This is a genomic window from Rhodococcus sp. WY5, assembly GCF_018588185.1.
Lineage (GTDB): Bacteria > Actinomycetota > Actinomycetes > Mycobacteriales > Mycobacteriaceae > Rhodococcus_F > Rhodococcus_F qingshengii.
In genome coordinates this window covers 4,363,970-4,381,237 of sequence record NZ_JAAMPR010000001.1, presented here as the reverse complement: position 1 = coordinate 4,381,237, position 17,268 = coordinate 4,363,970, and the positions used below count along the sequence as shown (strand labels likewise).

At 62.7% G+C, this 17,268-nt stretch carries 17 protein-coding genes; 5 read left to right on the top strand and 12 right to left on the bottom strand.

The genetic code is table 11. From position 1 onward, the window contains the following. Position 1 precedes the first annotated feature (1 nt). Entirely contained in the window at positions 2–787 is a 786-nt protein-coding gene (gene tpiA / locus G4D79_RS20125) for a triose-phosphate isomerase (RefSeq protein ID WP_042445664.1), read from the top strand. 89 nt (positions 788–876) lie between these two features. On the opposite strand, the gene G4D79_RS20120 is transcribed toward tpiA, so the two are convergent. Beyond that, a complete protein-coding gene (locus tag G4D79_RS20120; RefSeq protein ID WP_214514305.1) occupies positions 877–1,647 on the bottom strand; it encodes a tyrosine-protein phosphatase in 771 nt (256 codons plus the stop codon). A gap of 209 nt (positions 1,648–1,856) precedes the next feature. Between G4D79_RS20120 and secG the strand changes: the two genes are divergently transcribed. From secG to G4D79_RS20105, 3 genes are all read left to right on the top strand, one after another. Beyond that, entirely contained in the window at positions 1,857–2,090 is a 234-nt protein-coding gene (gene secG, locus G4D79_RS20115; RefSeq protein WP_003944946.1) for a preprotein translocase subunit SecG, read from the top strand. Between the two features lie 103 nt (positions 2,091–2,193). Next, positions 2,194–4,968, top strand: a complete 2,775-nt coding sequence (ppc, locus tag G4D79_RS20110) for a phosphoenolpyruvate carboxylase (RefSeq protein ID WP_214514304.1) — start codon at positions 2,194–2,196, stop codon at positions 4,966–4,968. Positions 4,969–5,072: 104 nt separating this feature from the next. Then, positions 5,073–5,858: an oxidoreductase gene (locus G4D79_RS20105; RefSeq protein ID WP_116056749.1), complete on the top strand. Its 786-nt coding sequence runs from the start codon at positions 5,073–5,075 to the stop codon at positions 5,856–5,858. On the opposite strand, the gene G4D79_RS20100 is transcribed toward G4D79_RS20105, so the two are convergent. The 11 genes from G4D79_RS20100 to tkt form a co-directional block, all read right to left on the bottom strand. Beyond that, positions 5,845–6,357, bottom strand: a complete 513-nt coding sequence (locus G4D79_RS20100; RefSeq protein ID WP_225320373.1) for a hypothetical protein — start codon at positions 6,355–6,357, stop codon at positions 5,845–5,847. The genes G4D79_RS20105 and G4D79_RS20100 overlap by 14 nt on opposite strands. Before the next feature lie 172 nt (positions 6,358–6,529). Then, the gene (locus G4D79_RS20095) at positions 6,530–6,778 is read right to left on the bottom strand and encodes a hypothetical protein (protein ID WP_207624530.1); all 249 of its coding nucleotides are present in this window, start codon (positions 6,776–6,778) and stop codon (positions 6,530–6,532) included. Positions 6,779–6,912: 134 nt separating this feature from the next. Continuing rightward, positions 6,913–7,233 (bottom strand): TfoX/Sxy family protein, encoded by a 321-nt coding sequence (locus G4D79_RS20090; RefSeq protein ID WP_003944891.1) that lies wholly within the window; start codon positions 7,231–7,233, stop codon positions 6,913–6,915. A gap of 27 nt (positions 7,234–7,260) precedes the next feature. Beyond that, positions 7,261–7,983, bottom strand: coding sequence for an AAA family ATPase (locus G4D79_RS20085; protein WP_165639251.1), 723 nt, complete (start codon positions 7,981–7,983; stop codon positions 7,261–7,263). A gap of 32 nt (positions 7,984–8,015) precedes the next feature. Further along, positions 8,016–8,360, bottom strand: coding sequence for an iron chaperone (locus G4D79_RS20080; RefSeq protein ID WP_165639252.1), 345 nt, complete (start codon positions 8,358–8,360; stop codon positions 8,016–8,018). Between the two features lie 25 nt (positions 8,361–8,385). Next, complete coding sequence (locus tag G4D79_RS20075; RefSeq protein WP_030536406.1) at positions 8,386–9,306, bottom strand: SDR family oxidoreductase; 921 nt, start codon at positions 9,304–9,306, stop codon at positions 8,386–8,388. Between the two features lie 338 nt (positions 9,307–9,644). Then, positions 9,645–10,385 (bottom strand): 6-phosphogluconolactonase, encoded by a 741-nt coding sequence (pgl, locus tag G4D79_RS20070; protein ID WP_030536405.1) that lies wholly within the window; start codon positions 10,383–10,385, stop codon positions 9,645–9,647. Then, complete coding sequence (opcA, locus tag G4D79_RS20065; RefSeq protein ID WP_003944921.1) at positions 10,378–11,286, bottom strand: glucose-6-phosphate dehydrogenase assembly protein OpcA; 909 nt, start codon at positions 11,284–11,286, stop codon at positions 10,378–10,380. Before opcA ends, pgl begins: the two co-directional genes overlap by 8 nt. Next, entirely contained in the window at positions 11,286–12,830 is a 1,545-nt protein-coding gene (gene zwf, locus G4D79_RS20060) for a glucose-6-phosphate dehydrogenase (RefSeq protein WP_003944956.1), read from the bottom strand. Before zwf ends, opcA begins: the two co-directional genes overlap by 1 nt. Positions 12,831–12,834: 4 nt before the next feature. Continuing rightward, positions 12,835–13,959 (bottom strand): transaldolase, encoded by a 1,125-nt coding sequence (gene tal / locus G4D79_RS20055; protein ID WP_165639254.1) that lies wholly within the window; start codon positions 13,957–13,959, stop codon positions 12,835–12,837. Positions 13,960–13,964: 5 nt separating this feature from the next. After that, positions 13,965–16,067 (bottom strand): transketolase, encoded by a 2,103-nt coding sequence (gene tkt / locus G4D79_RS20050; protein ID WP_214514303.1) that lies wholly within the window; start codon positions 16,065–16,067, stop codon positions 13,965–13,967. Between the two features lie 201 nt (positions 16,068–16,268). On the opposite strand from tkt, the gene G4D79_RS20045 reads away from it, so the two are divergent. Next, positions 16,269–17,252: a heme o synthase gene (locus tag G4D79_RS20045; protein WP_003944994.1), complete on the top strand. Its 984-nt coding sequence runs from the start codon at positions 16,269–16,271 to the stop codon at positions 17,250–17,252. Positions 17,253–17,268: the final 16 nt, after the last annotated feature.

Below are 17,268 nucleotides of genomic sequence, written 5' to 3'. Positions count from 1 at the left end.
CATGGCACGTAAGCCGTTGATCGCCGGCAACTGGAAGATGAACCTGAACCACCTCGAGGCTATCGCCCTGGTGCAGAAGATCGCTTTCTCCTTGCCTGCGAAGTACTTCGACAAAGTGGACGTCACGGTCATCCCGCCGTTCACCGACATCCGAAGCGTCCAGACGCTGATCGAGGGCGACAAGCTCCTCCTCACGTACGGCGCGCAAGATGTCTCGGCTCATGACTCGGGTGCGTTCACGGGCGAGATCAGCGGCTCCATGCTGGCCAAGCTCGGTTGCACCTTCGTCGTGGTCGGTCACTCCGAGCGTCGCACCCTTCACGGTGAGACCAACGAGACCGTCCTCGCGAAGACGAAGGCTGCTCTCAAGAACGGCCTCACGCCGATCGTGTGCATCGGCGAAGGCCTCGAGATCCGCGAAGCGGGCGAGCATGTCGCCTACAACGTCGACCAGCTCAAGGGTTCGTTGGCGGGCCTGAGCGCGGAGGAGATCTCCAAGATCGTCATCGCGTACGAACCTGTCTGGGCCATCGGCACCGGCCGTGTCGCTTCTGCCGCCGATGCACAGGAAGTGTGTGCTGCGGTACGAGCAACAGTGGCCGAACTTGCCGACGCCGAGGTCGCGGCCGGCGTTCGCGTTCTGTACGGCGGTAGCGTCAGCTCGAAGAACGTCGGAGAGATCGTCGGCCAGACCGACGTCGACGGCGCTCTTGTCGGCGGCGCGTCACTCAAGGCTGACGAGTTCGCGACACTGTCTGCGATCGCTGCAGGCGGTCCACTCCCGTGATGATCGGGTATTGAGCTGAAACTGCTCGAGACTAAGACTGCGGGTGTGTGACCGAGTAGGTCACACACCCGCAGTTTTTTGTTCGCGAGTCAGCTCACCAGTTTGGTTTCCAGAGCGCCGACGAGTTCGGGAGCAAGCTCCAACCCGGCGGTCAGATAGTTCTCGACGGTCCCGTAGTGGTGCTCGACCTGCTCGAAGGCAGCGCCCAGGTAACTCGCGTCGACGGAAAGCAGCAACCGGATCACCTCGCCCTTGTCTGCATCTGTGGCAGCGGCGATCTTCGCGACTGTTGCATCGATGTACTCGGCCGAGTACGTGTTCGTGAGCAGGTAGTCCGCCGTGATCGTTTCGCGCGGTACACCAGCGAGTGTCTGCAGTAGTGCTGCCGCCCAACCTGTTCGGTCCTTGCCCGCCGTGCAGTGGAAGAGTTGCGGCCCCTCGGTGGTCGCCAGGGCGGCGAACAACTGCGAAAATCCGTTCCGAGTGACGGGGTCTGCGACAAAGCTGCGATTGATGTTCTGCATGAAAGCTGTTGCAGCGTCCGCTGTTCGGAGAGCCATCGCTTCGGCGTGGATGTTTCCGGACAGGATGGGAATGTGGGCGTACATCGCCGGCGCCGGCACGATGTCGGGAGTTTCGTTCGCCTCGGTTTCGGAGCGCACGTCATAGACGGCGGTCAGCCCCAGCGATTCCACGATTGCAAGATCCTCGGGCGAGGGCGTCAGTACGTTTGCACGGTAGAAGACTCCGCGGCTCATCGCCTGTCCGCTGGTCGTGACGTACCCGGGGCCGGCCACGTCGCGGAAGTTGTGAATCGAAGCCAGACGTGGTGTGTCGGGCAGGGCAGTGTCGGAAAGCATGGAGCCGGCCTTTCGGAGGTAGAGTCGCGTCAACTGAAAAACTACTGAATCGGTATCTCGACAGTGTGATCGATGCCACTGACCAAGAGTCGTGCCTGGCCGGGTGCAAAGTTATGTGCGAGGCGGGTATGTGGTCAGGCTATCTGCGCGCGCCTGTATGGTGTTATCGGTTGTAGTTGTCCCTATTGGATTGGTGGACGTAGACAGACATGAAACTGTTCCTGGATATCCTGCTGGTCATCACCAGCTTGCTCCTCATCGCCTTGGTGCTCCTGCATCGCGGTAAGGGCGGCGGTTTGTCGAGTCTGTTCGGTGGCGGTGTCCAGTCCAGCCTGTCCGGATCGACTGTTGTCGAGAAGAACCTCGACCGGTTGACGGTCTTCACCGCGTTGATCTGGCTCATTTCGATCGTCGGCATCGGCCTGGAGATCAAGTTCGCCTGATTCTCGGCTCATGACTTACAGCCGGTAGTTTTTCACACACGAATTTCAGACACGGAACCCCGCCTATCGAGCGGGGTTCTTTGTTTCGGTCGATAATTGTGTGATGACTGAAACCGCGTCGCATCGAGAAACACCGCGAGAGGCCACCGAGCCGCTGCGCGAAGACATCCGGCTTCTCGGCGGAATACTCGGACAAATAGTGCGAGAGCAAGCCGGCGACAATGTGTTCGATCTGGTCGAGCGAGCCCGTGTCGAGTCGTTCCGAGTCCGTCGTTCGGAGATCGATCGCGCCGAACTGGTGTCGCTGTTCGCCGAAATCAGTACGGACGACGCCATTCCCGTCATCCGGGCGTTCAGTCACTTCGCACTGCTCGCCAACCTGGCCGAGGACATCCATCGCGAGCGTCGACGGGCCATCCACGTCAATGCGGGGGAACCGCCCCGCGACAGCACTCTCGCGGCCACGTACACCAAACTTGATGCAGCCGATATCGATTCGGCCACCGTCGAAGAAGCGCTGCGGGGCGCCCTGGTCTCACCCGTCATCACCGCTCACCCGACGGAGACTCGACGCCGTACGGTGTTCGAGACGCAGAGTCGGATCACCGAGTTGATGCGATACCGCGAGCGCACGGCGCTGAGCGTCGCAGAAATCGCTGATGTCGATCTGCAATTGCGCCGTCAGATCCTGACCCTGTGGCAGACGGCACTGATCCGGCTCAGCCGCCTCCGTATCCAGGATGAAATCGAGGTAGGCCTGCGCTACTACGACGCAGCGTTGTTCGAGGTGATTCCGAAGATCAACGCCGAGGTTCGCAAAGCTCTGCGCACTCGTTGGCCGGACGCCGGGCTCCTGCCGGAACCGATCCTGAGGCCGGGTTCGTGGATCGGCGGTGACCGAGACGGCAATCCGTACGTGACCGGCGAAATCGTCCAGCGCGCCACGTCGCGCGCTGCGGCGACTGCTCTCGAGCATCACCTCGAGGAACTCGAACATCTCGAGCGTGAACTGTCGATGTCGGCGCGGCTGGTTTCCGTCACGCCCGAACTCGATCTGCTGGCGTCTACCTCCGGCGACGACTCTGCCTTCAGGGCCGATGAGCCGTACCGTCGCGCGATTCGCGGTATCCGCGGGCGCTTGAGCGCCACAGCACTGACGGTACTGGGGGAGTTGCCCGCCCACGGGTCCGACGACGGACTCGAGGCGTACACCGACCCGGCACAGTTGCAGCGGGATCTCGGAATCATCGACACCTCGTTGCGTCGTTTCGGTGACGAGACCATCGCCGACGATCGACTCGATCGGCTCCGAGAAGCGGTGGAGGTGTTCGGCTTTCACCTGTCCGGTCTGGACATGCGGCAGAACTCCGAGGTACACGAAAGCGTCGTCGCAGAACTTCTGGCGTGGGCCGGAGTTCACCCGGACTACGCGTCCTTGCCGGAAGCCGATCGAGTCGAATTGCTGTCGGCCGAGTTGACGACGCGGCGACCACTGACTTCGCCGGACGCCGAGTTCAGCGAATTGACCACCAAGGAACTGGCCATCATGGCGGCCGGTGCCAAGGCAGTGCGGGTTCTCGGAGCGGGTGCGGTACCCAACTACATCATCAGCATGTGTACCTCGGTCAGTGACATGCTCGAGGCTGCAGTGCTGCTCAAAGAGGTCGGGGTGCTCGATCCGGGCGTTGGTAGCGAGCCCTCGTGCCCGATCGGCATCGTGCCGTTGTTCGAGACGATCGAGGATCTGCAGGGCGGCGCCGACATATTGCTGGCGACGCTCGACATCCCGATCTATCGTGCGATCGTCCGTTCCCGTGGTGACAGTCAAGAAGTGATGCTCGGGTACTCCGACTCGAACAAGGACGGCGGGTACCTGGCAGCCAACTGGGCGCTGTACCGTGCCGAACTCGACCTCGTCGATGCCGCGCGTAAGAGCGGAATCAGGTTGAGGCTCTTCCACGGCCGCGGCGGAACCGTCGGACGTGGCGGCGGACCGAGTTACGAAGCGATTCTGGCTCAGCCTCCCGGTGCAGTCGCTGGTTCTCTGCGAATCACCGAGCAGGGTGAGGTGATTGCGGCCAAGTACGCCGAACCGCGTCTGGCACATCGCAACCTCGAAACACTCATCGCCGCGACTATCGAGTCGACGTTGCTCGACGTCGAAGGACTCGGCAGCGATGCCGACGCTGCCTACGCGGTACTGGACGAGCTCGCGGCCCTCGCCCGCACCGCGTACAGCGAATTAGTGCACGACACACCAGGATTCGTGCAGTACTTCGAAGCGTCGACACCGGTCGCCGAGATCGGGGCACTCAACATCGGCTCTCGTCCGGCCTCTCGCAAGCAGACCAAGGCGATCTCCGACCTGCGAGCGATTCCCTGGGTGCTCTCGTGGAGTCAGTCTCGCGTGATGCTTCCGGGTTGGTACGGAACCGGCGCCGCGTTCGAACGATGGATCGACGGAGACGACACTCGGCTTGCCACGTTGACGGCCCTGTACGAGAAGTGGCCGTTCTTCCGAACCGTGCTCTCGAACATGGCCATGGTGATGTCGAAGTCGGATCTCGGTTTGGCGGCCCGGTACGCGGACCTCGTGCCCGACGCCGAACTGCGCGATCGAGTCTTCGGAATGATCACCGACGAGCACGAACGCACAATTCGCATGTACAAGGCAATCACGGGCAACGAGAACCTCTTCGCCGACAACTCGGGCCTCGAGCGTTCGGTCCACAACCGGTTCCCGTACCTCGAACCTCTCAACCATCTACAGGTCGAGCTGATCCGTCGGTACCGTTCCGGCGACGAGAGCGATCAGGTGCGTCGGGGTATCCAGCTGACGATGAACGGCCTGGCCACTGCGCTTCGTAACAGTGGCTAGGTAACAGCGGCTGGTTCTGCAGGTTTACCAGGGTGTGCGTGCGGCGACTCTAGAGCTGTCGCACGCACACCCAACGCTGCGCACCGGACCGAACGGGGACCGCAGTGGATCTGCAATTGGACGGACGAACTGCCGTCGTTACCGGCGCGGGAAAAGGTATCGGGTTGGCGATCACTCGGGCCTTGGTGGCCGAGGGAGTCCACGTCGTCGCGGGCTCGCGGACGCTCTCGCCGGAACTCGAATCGCTGCAGTCCGGCGGCGCCGTCACCTTTGTCGGCGTCGACCTCGCGAGTGTCGAAGGATCAACCCGACTGCTCGAGGTTGCAGCAGTGAGGGGCGGCGTCGACATCCTGGTCAACAACGTCGGGGCCGTCACCCCGAGAACGAGCGGTTTCGCGGCCATCACAGACCAAGAGTGGGCGGCGTCGTTCAATCTGACGTTCTTGTCGGCTGTACGCACTGTTCGCGCTGCGCTGCCGGAGTTGATCCGCCGAGGTGGCGGGAGCATCGTGACGATCAGTTCGGTCAACGCATTCTTACCTGACCCCACGGTGATCGACTACAGCGCCGCCAAAGCGGCGTTGACCAACTTCTCGAAGTCGTTGTCGAAAGAACTGGGCGGGCAGGGGATCCGCGTCAATACCGTCAGCCCTGGCCCGGTGCAAACGGAGTTGTGGCTCGGCAAGCACGGAGTGGCCTCGACGCTGGCGAAGGCGAGTGGATCAGCCGCCGACGACATCGTCGAAAGCGCCGCGGCCGGAGCCGAGACTGGGCGGTTCACCTTCCCCGAAGAGGTTGCCGACCTGGTGTTGTTCCTCGCCAGCGATCGTGCGGGGAACGTGACAGGCGCGGATTTCGTGATCGACGGCGGTCTGATCAAGACCTTGTGATCATTGCTGCCTGAAACCTGATCATGTGCGCGACAGTCGACGACGTGATGCACAGGATCACTGCGGCCGCGATGACCACCCACAGTCCCCACCCGATGGACGGTCCGGCAGTGTGCCCTGCGAACTCGGTACTACGTCGCACGATGGACGCGGCGTTTCCGACGGCAACGATCAAGACCGCGATTCCGACCAAAGGGCCGGTGCAGTGATTCTTGATCTCGGGCGTGACGTCTCGAACCATGAGGGTGATCAGCGCGGTCACCGCGCAGAGAGCGAGGACGAGAGTGATCACTCCGCATTCGTCGATACCACTGTGGTCCAGTGCGGAGGATGACGTCCACGGGCCGAGGCTTCCGGCGACGATCCCGGCGCACGCCCAGAGCGATCCGATGAGGCTAGGTCCGAAACGGTCGGGCATGAGGGAGGGAATTGCGCGGGTCGACGGCGTCTGAAACCCGAAGGCGCGTTGGTGATCCGGCTGGTTGGGTGTGAACGTCACGCGACGGACCACCTTTCCTCCGCGGCGTCGAGCCGCCCAATCCAATGCTTTTCCGGAGTCTAAGGGCCGCCCAGTTCACTTTTGCCGAATCGAGCGAAATTGATCGAACCGGCGCTAGGGCTCGAGCAACTCGGCGTGAGAATATTCGTTGCGGCCCGCACCGACGAGGCGCTTACTGATCAAACGGCGTCGTGAACGACACTGGTTTGCCGGCGGCGCGCGCGTACGCGATCTCTCGGCGCGTGGACTCACCGATGTATCCGCGAGGGTTGACGACCAGAACCCGATCGGCGAGGTCGATCTTGCGCAGATGGAGCGCGTCGAGCAGGTTCTTCTGCTCGACAGAGACCGCCTCGTCTGCTTCAACCGGCGCGACGACGATCACGCCCGCGAACGTCAGGTCGCGGTTCGCCTCCCGCATCTCTTCAGCGAATCGCGCAGAGCCGCAGATACAGACAATCTCAGGTCGATCGGGCACGGTTCAGTCTCTCATCGACGCGAGAGCCCGCGGCCACACCAGTCTCGTCAGATATCTTCGGCAACGCACCCCAGCTGTCAGTGAACGAAGTCCAGAGCTTCCTTGATCCACGCGTTGAATTCGACGTTCGAACTCGTCCCGGTTCGGTCGACGACGATCCATCCCTTGCTCATCGGCTTACCCCGCATCTCGGGCCAACTTGCACCCTTGTGCGTCAGAAGCTCGTCGACTCGATCGGGGTCACACCGAACCATGATGTTGCCGTGTGAGTTCGCACTGGCGGCCAGCTTCCCGTTCACCATGAAGCTCAGCCCACCGAACATCTTTACTTCCTCGACGTCGTCCTCGCCCGAGAGCGCATCGCGGATACGCTCAGCCAGCGCTTTGTCGTATGCCATGGAGGCCTCCTGGGGTGGAGTTCCAGGTTAGATCAGATGGCGCAGGTACGTGTGCGGGTCGTGAAGGAACCGCTGCCAGTTCGAGACCAGATCGAGGTCCTCCCAGCTCGAGGCTCGGATTCCCCATTCGCCGATCTCGAGCAGGTTGGCGTTCGGCAGCGCCGCGATGATCGGCGAGTGCGTCGCGATCACCGCCTGCGCGCCGGATTCCACCAGCTCGCCGAGCAGCGCCGCCAGTGTCAGGGTCCCCTGGAAGGAGAGTGCGGCATCGGGTTCGTCGATGAGATAGAAGCCGCCGTCGGCGGTCCTCGACGACAGGATCTCGAGCAGCGCCTCACCGTGGGAGAGGTGATGGTAAAGCGGTTCAGGTCGCTTGGGATTGGGGTTGTCCTCCAAGTACGTGTACAAACCGTGCAGGGTTTCGTCTCGGAGGTAGTACGCCCACTTCGATGCTCCGGGACTCCGCTCGATCACAAGGTCGAGGCCGCCCGGTTCACTCGATCGAGTCTGATGCCGCGTATTGGTCGACCCGCCTTCGGCGTTGAGACCGAGAACGGCGGCAATAATTTCGATGACGGTCGACTTTCCCGCTCCGTTTTCGCCGACCAGAATGGTGACACCCGGTGGAAGCTCGAGACCGTGCTGAACGATCTGCGCGACTACAGGCACCGTCATCGGCCAGCTGCCTACGTCGGCGCCCGACGATGGCCCGGCCTTGATGCGGCGGATGGGTTGTCTCTGCACGGCCATACATTCTCACAAGGCTCCGACGAGAACGGACGTTAGTGGCGCTGCGCGAGCAATTCGACGATCCGAGCCACGAGATCGAGAGGGATCGGTTTGTTCAGCGGGAACTTCACCGTTGATTTCGCAGCCCGGTAAGGGTCGACGGACTTCTCGAACTCGGCGTCACCCGCCGGGAGCGGGTACATCGAGATGTGGTTTTTCCAGCCTGCGAAGTGAATCAGGTTCTTTCCGTTCACCGTCATGGTCGGCATCTGATAGCTGATGGTCTCATCGAGGCCTGGAACCGTGTTGTGAATCGTCTCGCGGATACTCTCGAGGGCTGGTTGCACGTCGGTGGGAATCGAAGCGATGTATTCGTCGATCGTCGCGAATTCGGCCATGCGCGGATCATAATCGCAGCCGGATTCATTTGGTCCGCCAGAAATCGGGGCGGCTGCCGTCCGCGTCGGTGAACCCGTATTCCGTTCCGAGTTCGCCTGAACTGACCGATCGCTGATTCCATCGCTGTCGATTCGGATCGGCAGCGATGGCCGCGATCGCACGTCCGATGAATCTCGGTGACTCGGAGCGTGCGAAATCCGCGGGCGCAGTCGGACCATCCCGCTCCGGCAACAAAGCGTCACGCCAATTCGATTCGCCGACACCAAAATTCTCGAGCATCATCTCCGATCGCAGGAACCCGGGAGTGATGGCGACGGCAGTACAGCCGAACGGGGCAAGTTCGTGGCCTTGCGAAAATGCGAGCCTGTTCACGGACACCTTGGCCAAGTCGTAGAACACCGAGATGCGATAGTTCGATGCGTTGTATTCGGTAGTGCCATCGGTTATTTCGGCGACCAGTCCGCCTGGCCGATCAGTCATGAGCGGCAGGAGGTGGTGCGACGTGGTGATGTGGGTGTCGATTGCCAGACGCAAGATGTGAAACCCCTTGTCCAGATCGTGTTCCCATACCGGCGTGTTCCACTCCGCCGGCCCACCCTTGAGTAATTCCGCGCCCCAGATGTCGTTGACCAAGATGTCGATATGGTGATAGTCGATTCGCAAGCGTTCGGCGAGATCAGCCACTTGTTTGCTCTTGAGATGATCGACGGCAATCGGCACGCCGACGCCGCCCAGCTCGGTGACCAGCTCTGCCGTCTCTTCGATTGTCTCTCCGCGCGGATAGTCCGACTGAAGAATTCCGGCAGATGTGCTCCGGCCAGTGCAGATGACGGTTGCACCGGCCTCGCCCAAGGCCGCGGCGATTCCGCGTCCGGCGCCCCTCGTCGCCCCGGCAACTACAGCCACTCGCCCGCGAAGTGCGTCCGGATTCGGTGTCCACGACATTGTTCGATTGTTCTCGCCTGGATTGCTTCGTTCAAGAGTGAACGCGATCTGCGGAACCGAACCTTACTTCGCGGCGTCCAAGGTAGTAATCACTCGGATGAAGGAGGTAGGGGAGAGATGGATCGTTGTGTGGGGCGCAGTGCTGGTTGGAGAAACGGGATCTCGGGATTGAGTTCCGTTCCGTCAAAAGGAAATTCGCATCGGATCCGGACTCGGCGGGTAGTCGAAAGTCGCCACGGTGAGGAAGTCGTCGACGTACCACCAAGCCGGGAATCGCCCGAAGACGATTCCCGACCGGTGTGAAATCAGATCTGTGAAATCAGATCTGTGAAATCAGATCAGGGAAGCTGCGAGGCAGCGTCCGAATCGAGGAACCAACGTGTCGCAACCAAACCGGTGGCGCCGGCGGACGGCCAGTCGTCGGCCGAAGCACCTCCGACGGCTTTGGCAACGGCCTCGGCCTTTGCAGCACCCGAGACGAGCAGCCAGACCTCTTTGGCTCGCCGAACAGCAGGCAACGTGAGGGTGATCCGCACCGGTGGCGGCTTGGGGGAGTCCGTCACCGCGACTACGAAACGCGCTTCTTCGCGAACAGCGTCGGTATGCGGGAACAACGAGTTGACGTGTCCTTCGCCGCCCATACCGAGCAGGTGCACGTCGAACGTCGGAACCTGATTCCCGTGTGCCTGGGCGCCCAGCAGTTGTTCGTACGCCGTCGCCGCCCCGTGTGGATCACCGTCGTAGATACCGTCGGATGCGGCCATCGCATGTACCCTGTCGGGATCGACCGGCACATGATCGAGAAGCGCCTCACGTGCTTGCACTTCGTTCCGCTCGGGATCGCCGGACGGCAGGAACCGTTCGTCGCCCCAGTACAGATCGATCTGCGACCAGTCGATGTCGCCGGGAGCTTCACGCAACTTCTCGAGAAGTGCGATGCCGGTTCCACCGCCAGTCAGCACGATGGACGCAAACCCGCGAGCCTTCTGGGCATCGACGATGGTCGTGACCAGGCGTGCGGCGGCAGCGTCGACAAGTTGGCCGGCGTCGGAAAACTTCTCCACGACAACATCACTCATAGGTCACCTTCTCCAATCCGGCCAGAGCTTCTTCGTAGATCTCGTCCGGATCGAGCCGACGCAATTCCTCGGCGAGGCAATCGCGTGTCTCTCGACGACCCAGAGAAACCAGCGCGTCAGGCTGGCCGGTGCGGATCAACGTAGCGGTCGTGCCCTCCTGCGGACGACTGATGGAGATACTGCGGGTCTCGAGCTTCAACTCGACCGTCAGCTCACCCGTACGTCGAATGACCGGACCGTCGATCTTGGCCGCCAACCAACCGGCGAGAATATCCAGTGCCGGTTCGGTTTTGAGACCGGAGACCACCGCTGAGGTGATCTTCTCGTGCGGCGGCTGATCGAGAGCCGACGCGAGGAGCGCGCGCCAGTAGGTGACGCGACTCCAGGCGAGATCGGTATCGCCGGCGGTGTACGACGCGAGTCGCCCCTTGATGGTGGCGGTCGGATCGGGGGCGCCGGTGGCATCGGTGATGCGCCGTATCGCGAGCTTCCCGACGGGATCCTTGGCCGGAATCTCGGGTGCCTCGAGGGGCCACCACGCGACTACCGGTGTATCGGGGAGCAGGAACGGGATGACGACGCTGCTCTCGTGATCCGCAAGCGGACCGTAGAGACGCAACACGACAACCTCCGAGGCGCCGGCGTCCCCGCCGACACGGATCTGAGCATCGAGCCTGGGCTCACTCTGCTCGTCGCCACGCAGAAGCACGATGACGCGGCATGGGTGCTCGCGGCTTGCTTCGTTGGCGGCCTCGATGGCTTCCTCGGCATTCCCGGTGTCCCTGGTGCAGACGACGAGCGTCAACACTCGTCCCAAGGTGACAGCGCCGCCGGTCTTACGTACCTCGACCAGTTTCTTGCTGACCTGGACCGTGGTGGTGGACGGCAAATCGAGAATCACTAGGGTCGCCTCCATTCGCGTCCGGTGCGTTGCATCATTTCGTCCGCAGACGGTGGTCCCCACGTTCCGGCCTCGTAGGGTTCCGGCTTACCGCCGGCAGCCCAGTGCTCGAGGACGGGATCGAGGATCTCCCAAGACAATTCGACTTCGGCATTCACCGGGAACAGAGACGGCTCGCCGAGCAACACGTCGAGAATGAGCCGCTCGTACGCCTCCGGAGACGACTCGGTGAAAGCCTGGCCGTACGAGAAGTCCATGTTGACGTCACGGACTTCCATGCTCGATCCGGGAACCTTCGAGCCGAACCGCATGGTGACGCCCTCGTCGGGCTGCACGCGGATGACCAGAGCGTTCTGGCCGAGGTCTTCGGTCATCGTCTTGTCGAACGGTAGGTGCGGTGCACGTTTGAACACCACCGCGATCTCGGTGACACGGCGTCCGAGTCGTTTGCCCGTGCGCAGGTAGAACGGCACACCCGCCCAGCGGCGGGTGTCGACCTCGAGGGTGATGGCGGCAAAGGTCTCCGTGATGGAGTCCGCTGCGAAGCCGTCTTCTTCGAGGAGCCCGACCACCGGCAGCCCACCCTGCCAGCCGCCCGCGTACTGGCCGCGGGCGGTGGTCTCGTCGAGGGGCTCGGCAAGGCGAGTAGCCGAGAGGACCTTGATCTTCTCCGCCTGCAGATTGAGCGGCTCGAAGCTGATGGGTTCTTCCATCGCCGTGAACGCGAGCAACTGCAGCAGGTGGTTCTGGATCACGTCACGGGCCGCGCCGATGCCGTCGTAGTACCCCGCGCGTCCACCGAGGCCGATGTCCTCGGCCATCGTGATCTGAACGTGGTCGACGTAGTGCGCGTTCCAGATCGGATCGAACAACTGGTTCGCGAAGCGCAGAGCCAGAATGTTCTGGACGGTTTCCTTACCGAGGTAGTGGTCGATACGGAAGACCGTGTCCTCGGGGAACACCTTGTTGACGACGGCGTTCAGTTCGCGAGCGCTCTCGAGGTCGTGGCCGAACGGCTTCTCGATGACGACTCGTCGCCACTGACCGTCCTCGGCCTGCGCGAGGCCCGACGCCGACAGTTGCTCGAGCACCTGAGGAAACGCGTTGGGCGGAATCGCAAGGTAGAAACCGTGATTGCCGCCGATACCACGTTCGTTGTCGAGCGTGGCCAACGTGTCGGACAGGTTCTGGAAGGCCTCGGCCTCGTCGAAACTGCCCTCCACGAACCGGATACCTTCGGCGAGCCTCTCCCAGACGTCCTGACGGAACTTGGTGCGAGCGCCGTCCTTGACTGCTTCGAGGACGACGTTCGCGAAGTCCTCGTCCGTCCAGTCACGCCGGGCGAACCCGACCAGAGCGAATCCGGGCGGCAACAGTCCACGGTTGGCGAGGTCGTAGATGGCGGGCATGAGCTTGCGCCTGGCAAGGTCGCCGGTAACACCGAAAATCACCAGGGCGCAGGGCCCCGCAATGTGCGGAAGCCGTTTGTCGGTGCTGTCCCGAAGGGGATTCACCCAATCTGATGCCGCCGCGGAATCGCTCACAGGCTCAGCTCTTCTGGGTTGCTGCGCGGAGCTGCTCGGCGGTTGCGTCGAGCAACTCGTTCCAGGACACCTCGAACTTGTCGACGCCCTCTGTCTCGAGGACTTTGAACACGTCCGCAAGATCGATGCCGACTGCAGCGAGCTGATCGAAGACCGCCTGTGACTTCTGAGCGGTGCCCGAGATCGTGTCGCCGGTGATCTCGCCGTGGTCGGCGAGAGCGTCGAGCGTCTTCTCCGGCATGGTGTTGACCGTGTTCGGCGCAACCAACTCGGTGACGTAGAGAGTGTCGGGGTAATCCGGGTTCTTCACGCCGGTCGACGCCCACAGCGGACGCTGAGCCTTGGCGCCGTCGGCCAGAAGAGCCTGGAAGCGCGGCTGCACCTCGAAGATCTGCTGGTACGCGTTGTACGCCAGACGTGCGTTTGCGAGTGCAGCCTTGCCACGAAGCTCGAGGGCTTCCGGCGTGCCGATTGCCGTGAGGCGGTTGTCGATCTCGGAATCCACGCGGGAGACGAAGAACGAGGCGACCGACTCGATGGACGAGATGTCGCGGCCGGCAGCCTTGGCGGTGTCCAGACCTTCCAGGTATGCGCCCATGACTGCCTCGTAGCGCTCGACCGAGAAGATCAAGGTGACGTTGACGCTGATGCCCTCACCGATCACCTTGGCGATGGCGGGAATGCCTGCCAGCGTCGCGGGAATCTTGATCAGGACGTTCGGGCGATCGACGATCTTGTGCAGCTCGATCGCCTGCGCGACGGTGGCGTCGGTGTCGTGTGCCAGGCGAGGATCAACTTCGATGGACACGCGACCGTCGACGCCGTTCGACGCCTCGAACTGCGGAGCCAGGATGTCGCACGCAGCACGCACGTCGTCGGTGGTCACCGCGGTGATGGTGGCGTCGACATCGGCGCCGCGCTGTGCGAGCTCACGGACCTGAGCGTCGTACGCCGATCCCTTGGACAGTGCCGCCTGGAAGATCGACGGGTTGGTCGTGACACCCACGATCGACTTCGTGTCGATGAGGTTCTGCAGGTTGCCGGACTGGATGCGATCCCGCGAGAGGTCGTCGAGCCAGATGGAAACGCCTGCAGCGGAGAGCTTTTCGGTATTCACGTTCTGTGTCATCGAGATCATCCCTTCACAGCTGCGAGGGAGCGCTGCGCGGCTTCGACAGTCGCGTCGGCAGTGATGCCGAACTCCCGGAACAAGGTCTTGTAATCGGCGGAAGCGCCGTAGTGCTCGAGCGAGACGGCCTGACCGGCGTCGCCGAGGATGCGCCACCACGGCATCGCGATGCCGGCTTCGACGGACACACGCGCGCGCACGGCGGGCGGAATGACCTCGTCGCGGTACGCCTGATCCTGCTCGAGGAACCAATCGAGGCACGGCACGGAAACGACGCGGGTTGCGACGCCCTGAGCTTCGAGGGTTTCGCGAGCCTCGGTGGCCAGATGCAGTTCGGAACCGGTCGCCAGCAAGATGACCTCGGGCGAACCGTTGGCTGCGTCGACGAGGACGTAAGCGCCGCGCTTGACACCCTCGGCAGCCTTCTCCTTGGTGCCTTCGAGAACCGGGATGTCCTGGCGCGTGAGTGCCAGAGCCGTCGGGCCCGTCTTGTTCTCGAGTGCTGCCTGCCATGCGAAAGAGGTCTCGTTGGCGTCACCCGGGCGGACGACGGCGAGGTTCGGGATCGCACGAAGAGCAGCGAGGTGCTCGACCGGCTGGTGGGTCGGGCCGTCTTCGCCGAGACCGATGGAGTCGTGGGTCCAGACGTAGGTGACGGCAGTCTTCATCAGTGCGGCCAGGCGAACCGCCGGACGCATGTAGTCGGAGAAGACCATGAAGGTTCCGCCGTACGGGCGGGTGGGTCCGTGAAGCGCGATGCCGTTGAGGATCGAGCCCATCGCGTGCTCGCGGATGCCGAAGTGGAGCGTGCGGCCGTAAGGCTGCGCATTCCAGTCGTTTGTGGAGATGGAGAACGGGCCGAACGAATCTGCGCCCTTGATGGTGGTGTTGTTGCTGCCGGCGAGGTCGGCGGAGCCGCCCCACAGCTCGGGCAGGATCGGTCCGAGCGCGTTGAGCGCCGAACCGGAGGCCTTGCGAGTCGCAACGCCCTTGGCGTCGGCCTCGTAGGTCGGGAGAGCGTCGGCCCAGCCGGCAGGGAACTCACCGGCGAACAGGCGGTCGAAGAGTTCCTTGCGCTCGGTCTCACGTGCAGCCCACGCGTCGAACTCGACCTGCCATACCTTGCGTGCGTCGGCGCCGCGGGAGACGACCTCACGGGCGTGAGCCAGGGCGTCGGCGTCGACGTCGAAGGACTTGGCCGGATCGAAGCCGAGGGCTTCCTTGACCGCTGCAACTTCGTCGGCACCGAGAGCGGAGCCGTGGACGTCGCCGGTGTTCATCTTCTTCGGAGCCGGGAAACCGATGATGGTGCGGAGCAAGATGATGGAGGGACGATCGACGACGGCCTTGGCCGCGGCAACCGCGTCGAGGATGCCGGAGACGTTCTCGCCACCTTCGACGTGCTGAACGTGCCAGCCGTATGCCTCGTATCGCTTTCCGACGTCTTCGCCGAGAGCGATGGTGGTGTCGTGCTCGATGGAGATCTTGTTGTCGTCGTAGAAGACGATGAGGTTGCCCAGTTCCTGGACACCGGCGAGAGACGAGGCCTCGGACGTAACGCCTTCTTCGATGTCACCGTCGGACGCGATCACGTAGATGTGATGGTCGAAGGGGGAGGAGCCGACCGGGGTCTCCGGATCGAACAACCCACGCTCACGACGCGCAGCCATCGCCATACCGACTGCGGACGCAAGGCCCTGGCCCAGCGGACCGGTGGTCATCTCGACGCCGACGGTGTGGCCGACCTCGGGGTGGCCGGGGGTCAGTGCGCCCCACGTGCGGAGAGCTTCGAGGTCAGCGAGCTCGAGACCGTAGCCCGACAGGTAGAGCTGGGTGTACAGCGTCAAGGATGAATGGCCACAGGAGAGAACGAAGCGGTCACGGCCGACCCATTCTGCATCCGAAGGATCGTGGCGCATGACGCGCTGGAAGAGGGTGTATGCCAACGGCGCCAAGCTCATTGCAGTTCCGGGATGGCCGTTGCCGACCTTCTGAACCGCGTCGGCGGCGAGCACGCGGGCGGTATCGACAGCCTTGGTGTCCAGGTCGGTCCAGTCCGAGGGGTGGACGGGTTGCGTGAGGACGTGGATCTCGTCTGTGATCGACACTGGCAGATGTCTCCTGACATGGTGTACGTGGATTGCGAGGGTGGGGTGTCCCTCCACTGCGTAACCCAGCCTAATGGTCCTGGCTGTCCGGGTCGATTCGGTTCCTCAATGGCTGCGGTCTACCATCGTTCGTAGTAGAGAACAGTGTCAGCAGTGTGTCGTGAAGAGTTAGTGCGGTAACGCGTGGTGCAAGGAGAGAACGTGCGGACAGGGCAACAGCCGAGCGGACATGGCTTCGGCAGCCCAGGTGCCGCCCCGCGGGCGACCAATACCGATACGGTGTGGGGTCGCGCAACGGGCAAGGTTCTGGCTTATATCGCGCTCACGAAGCCGCGAGTGATCGAATTGCTGTTGGTGGCAACCATTCCGGCAATGCTGCTGGCAGATCGCGGAACGGTCGACATCGTTCTGATTCTCAGCACCCTCTTCGGTGGCTGGATGGGCGCAGCGAGTGCGAACTCGCTCAACTGCGTCGTCGACGCCGACATCGACAAGGTCATGAAGCGCACGGCGAAGCGTCCGCTGGCCCGCGAGGCGGTGCCGACGCGCAACGCGCTCGTCTTCGGGCTCCTTCTCGGACTCGCGTCGTTCCTGTGGCTGTGGTGGCGAGCCAACCTCTTGGCCGGCATCCTCGTCGTGATCACGATCGCGTTCTACGTCCTCATCTACACGATGGTTCTCAAGCGTCGTACCTGGCAGAACGTCATCTGGGGTGGCGCAGCCGGATGTATGCCCGTCCTCGTGGGCTGGGCCGCTGTCACCGGGTCGCTGAGCTGGCAGCCCGTCGTGCTGTTCCTGATCATCTTCTTCTGGACGCCGCCGCACACCTGGGCGCTGGCGATGCGATACAAAGAGGACTACAAAGCTGCCGGTGTTCCCATGCTTCCGGTGATCGCCACCGAAGAGCACGTCACCAAGCAGATTTTGTTCTACAGCTGGGCAATGGTCGTCACGACGCTTGTCCTCGTCCCCGCGTCGGGCGTCATCTACGCCGCCATCACCATCGTCGCCGGTGCGTGGTTCCTGCTCATGGCACATCAGCTGTACCGCAGCGTTCGCGGTGGTGCTCAGGTCAAACCGCTCCGCCTGTTCCTGCAGTCCAACAACTATCTTGCGATCGTGTTCGTCGGCCTCGCTGTCGACTCGGTTCTCGGACTGCAGACGATCAGCGACATGCTCAGCTGATTCTGCTGTGCGCCTT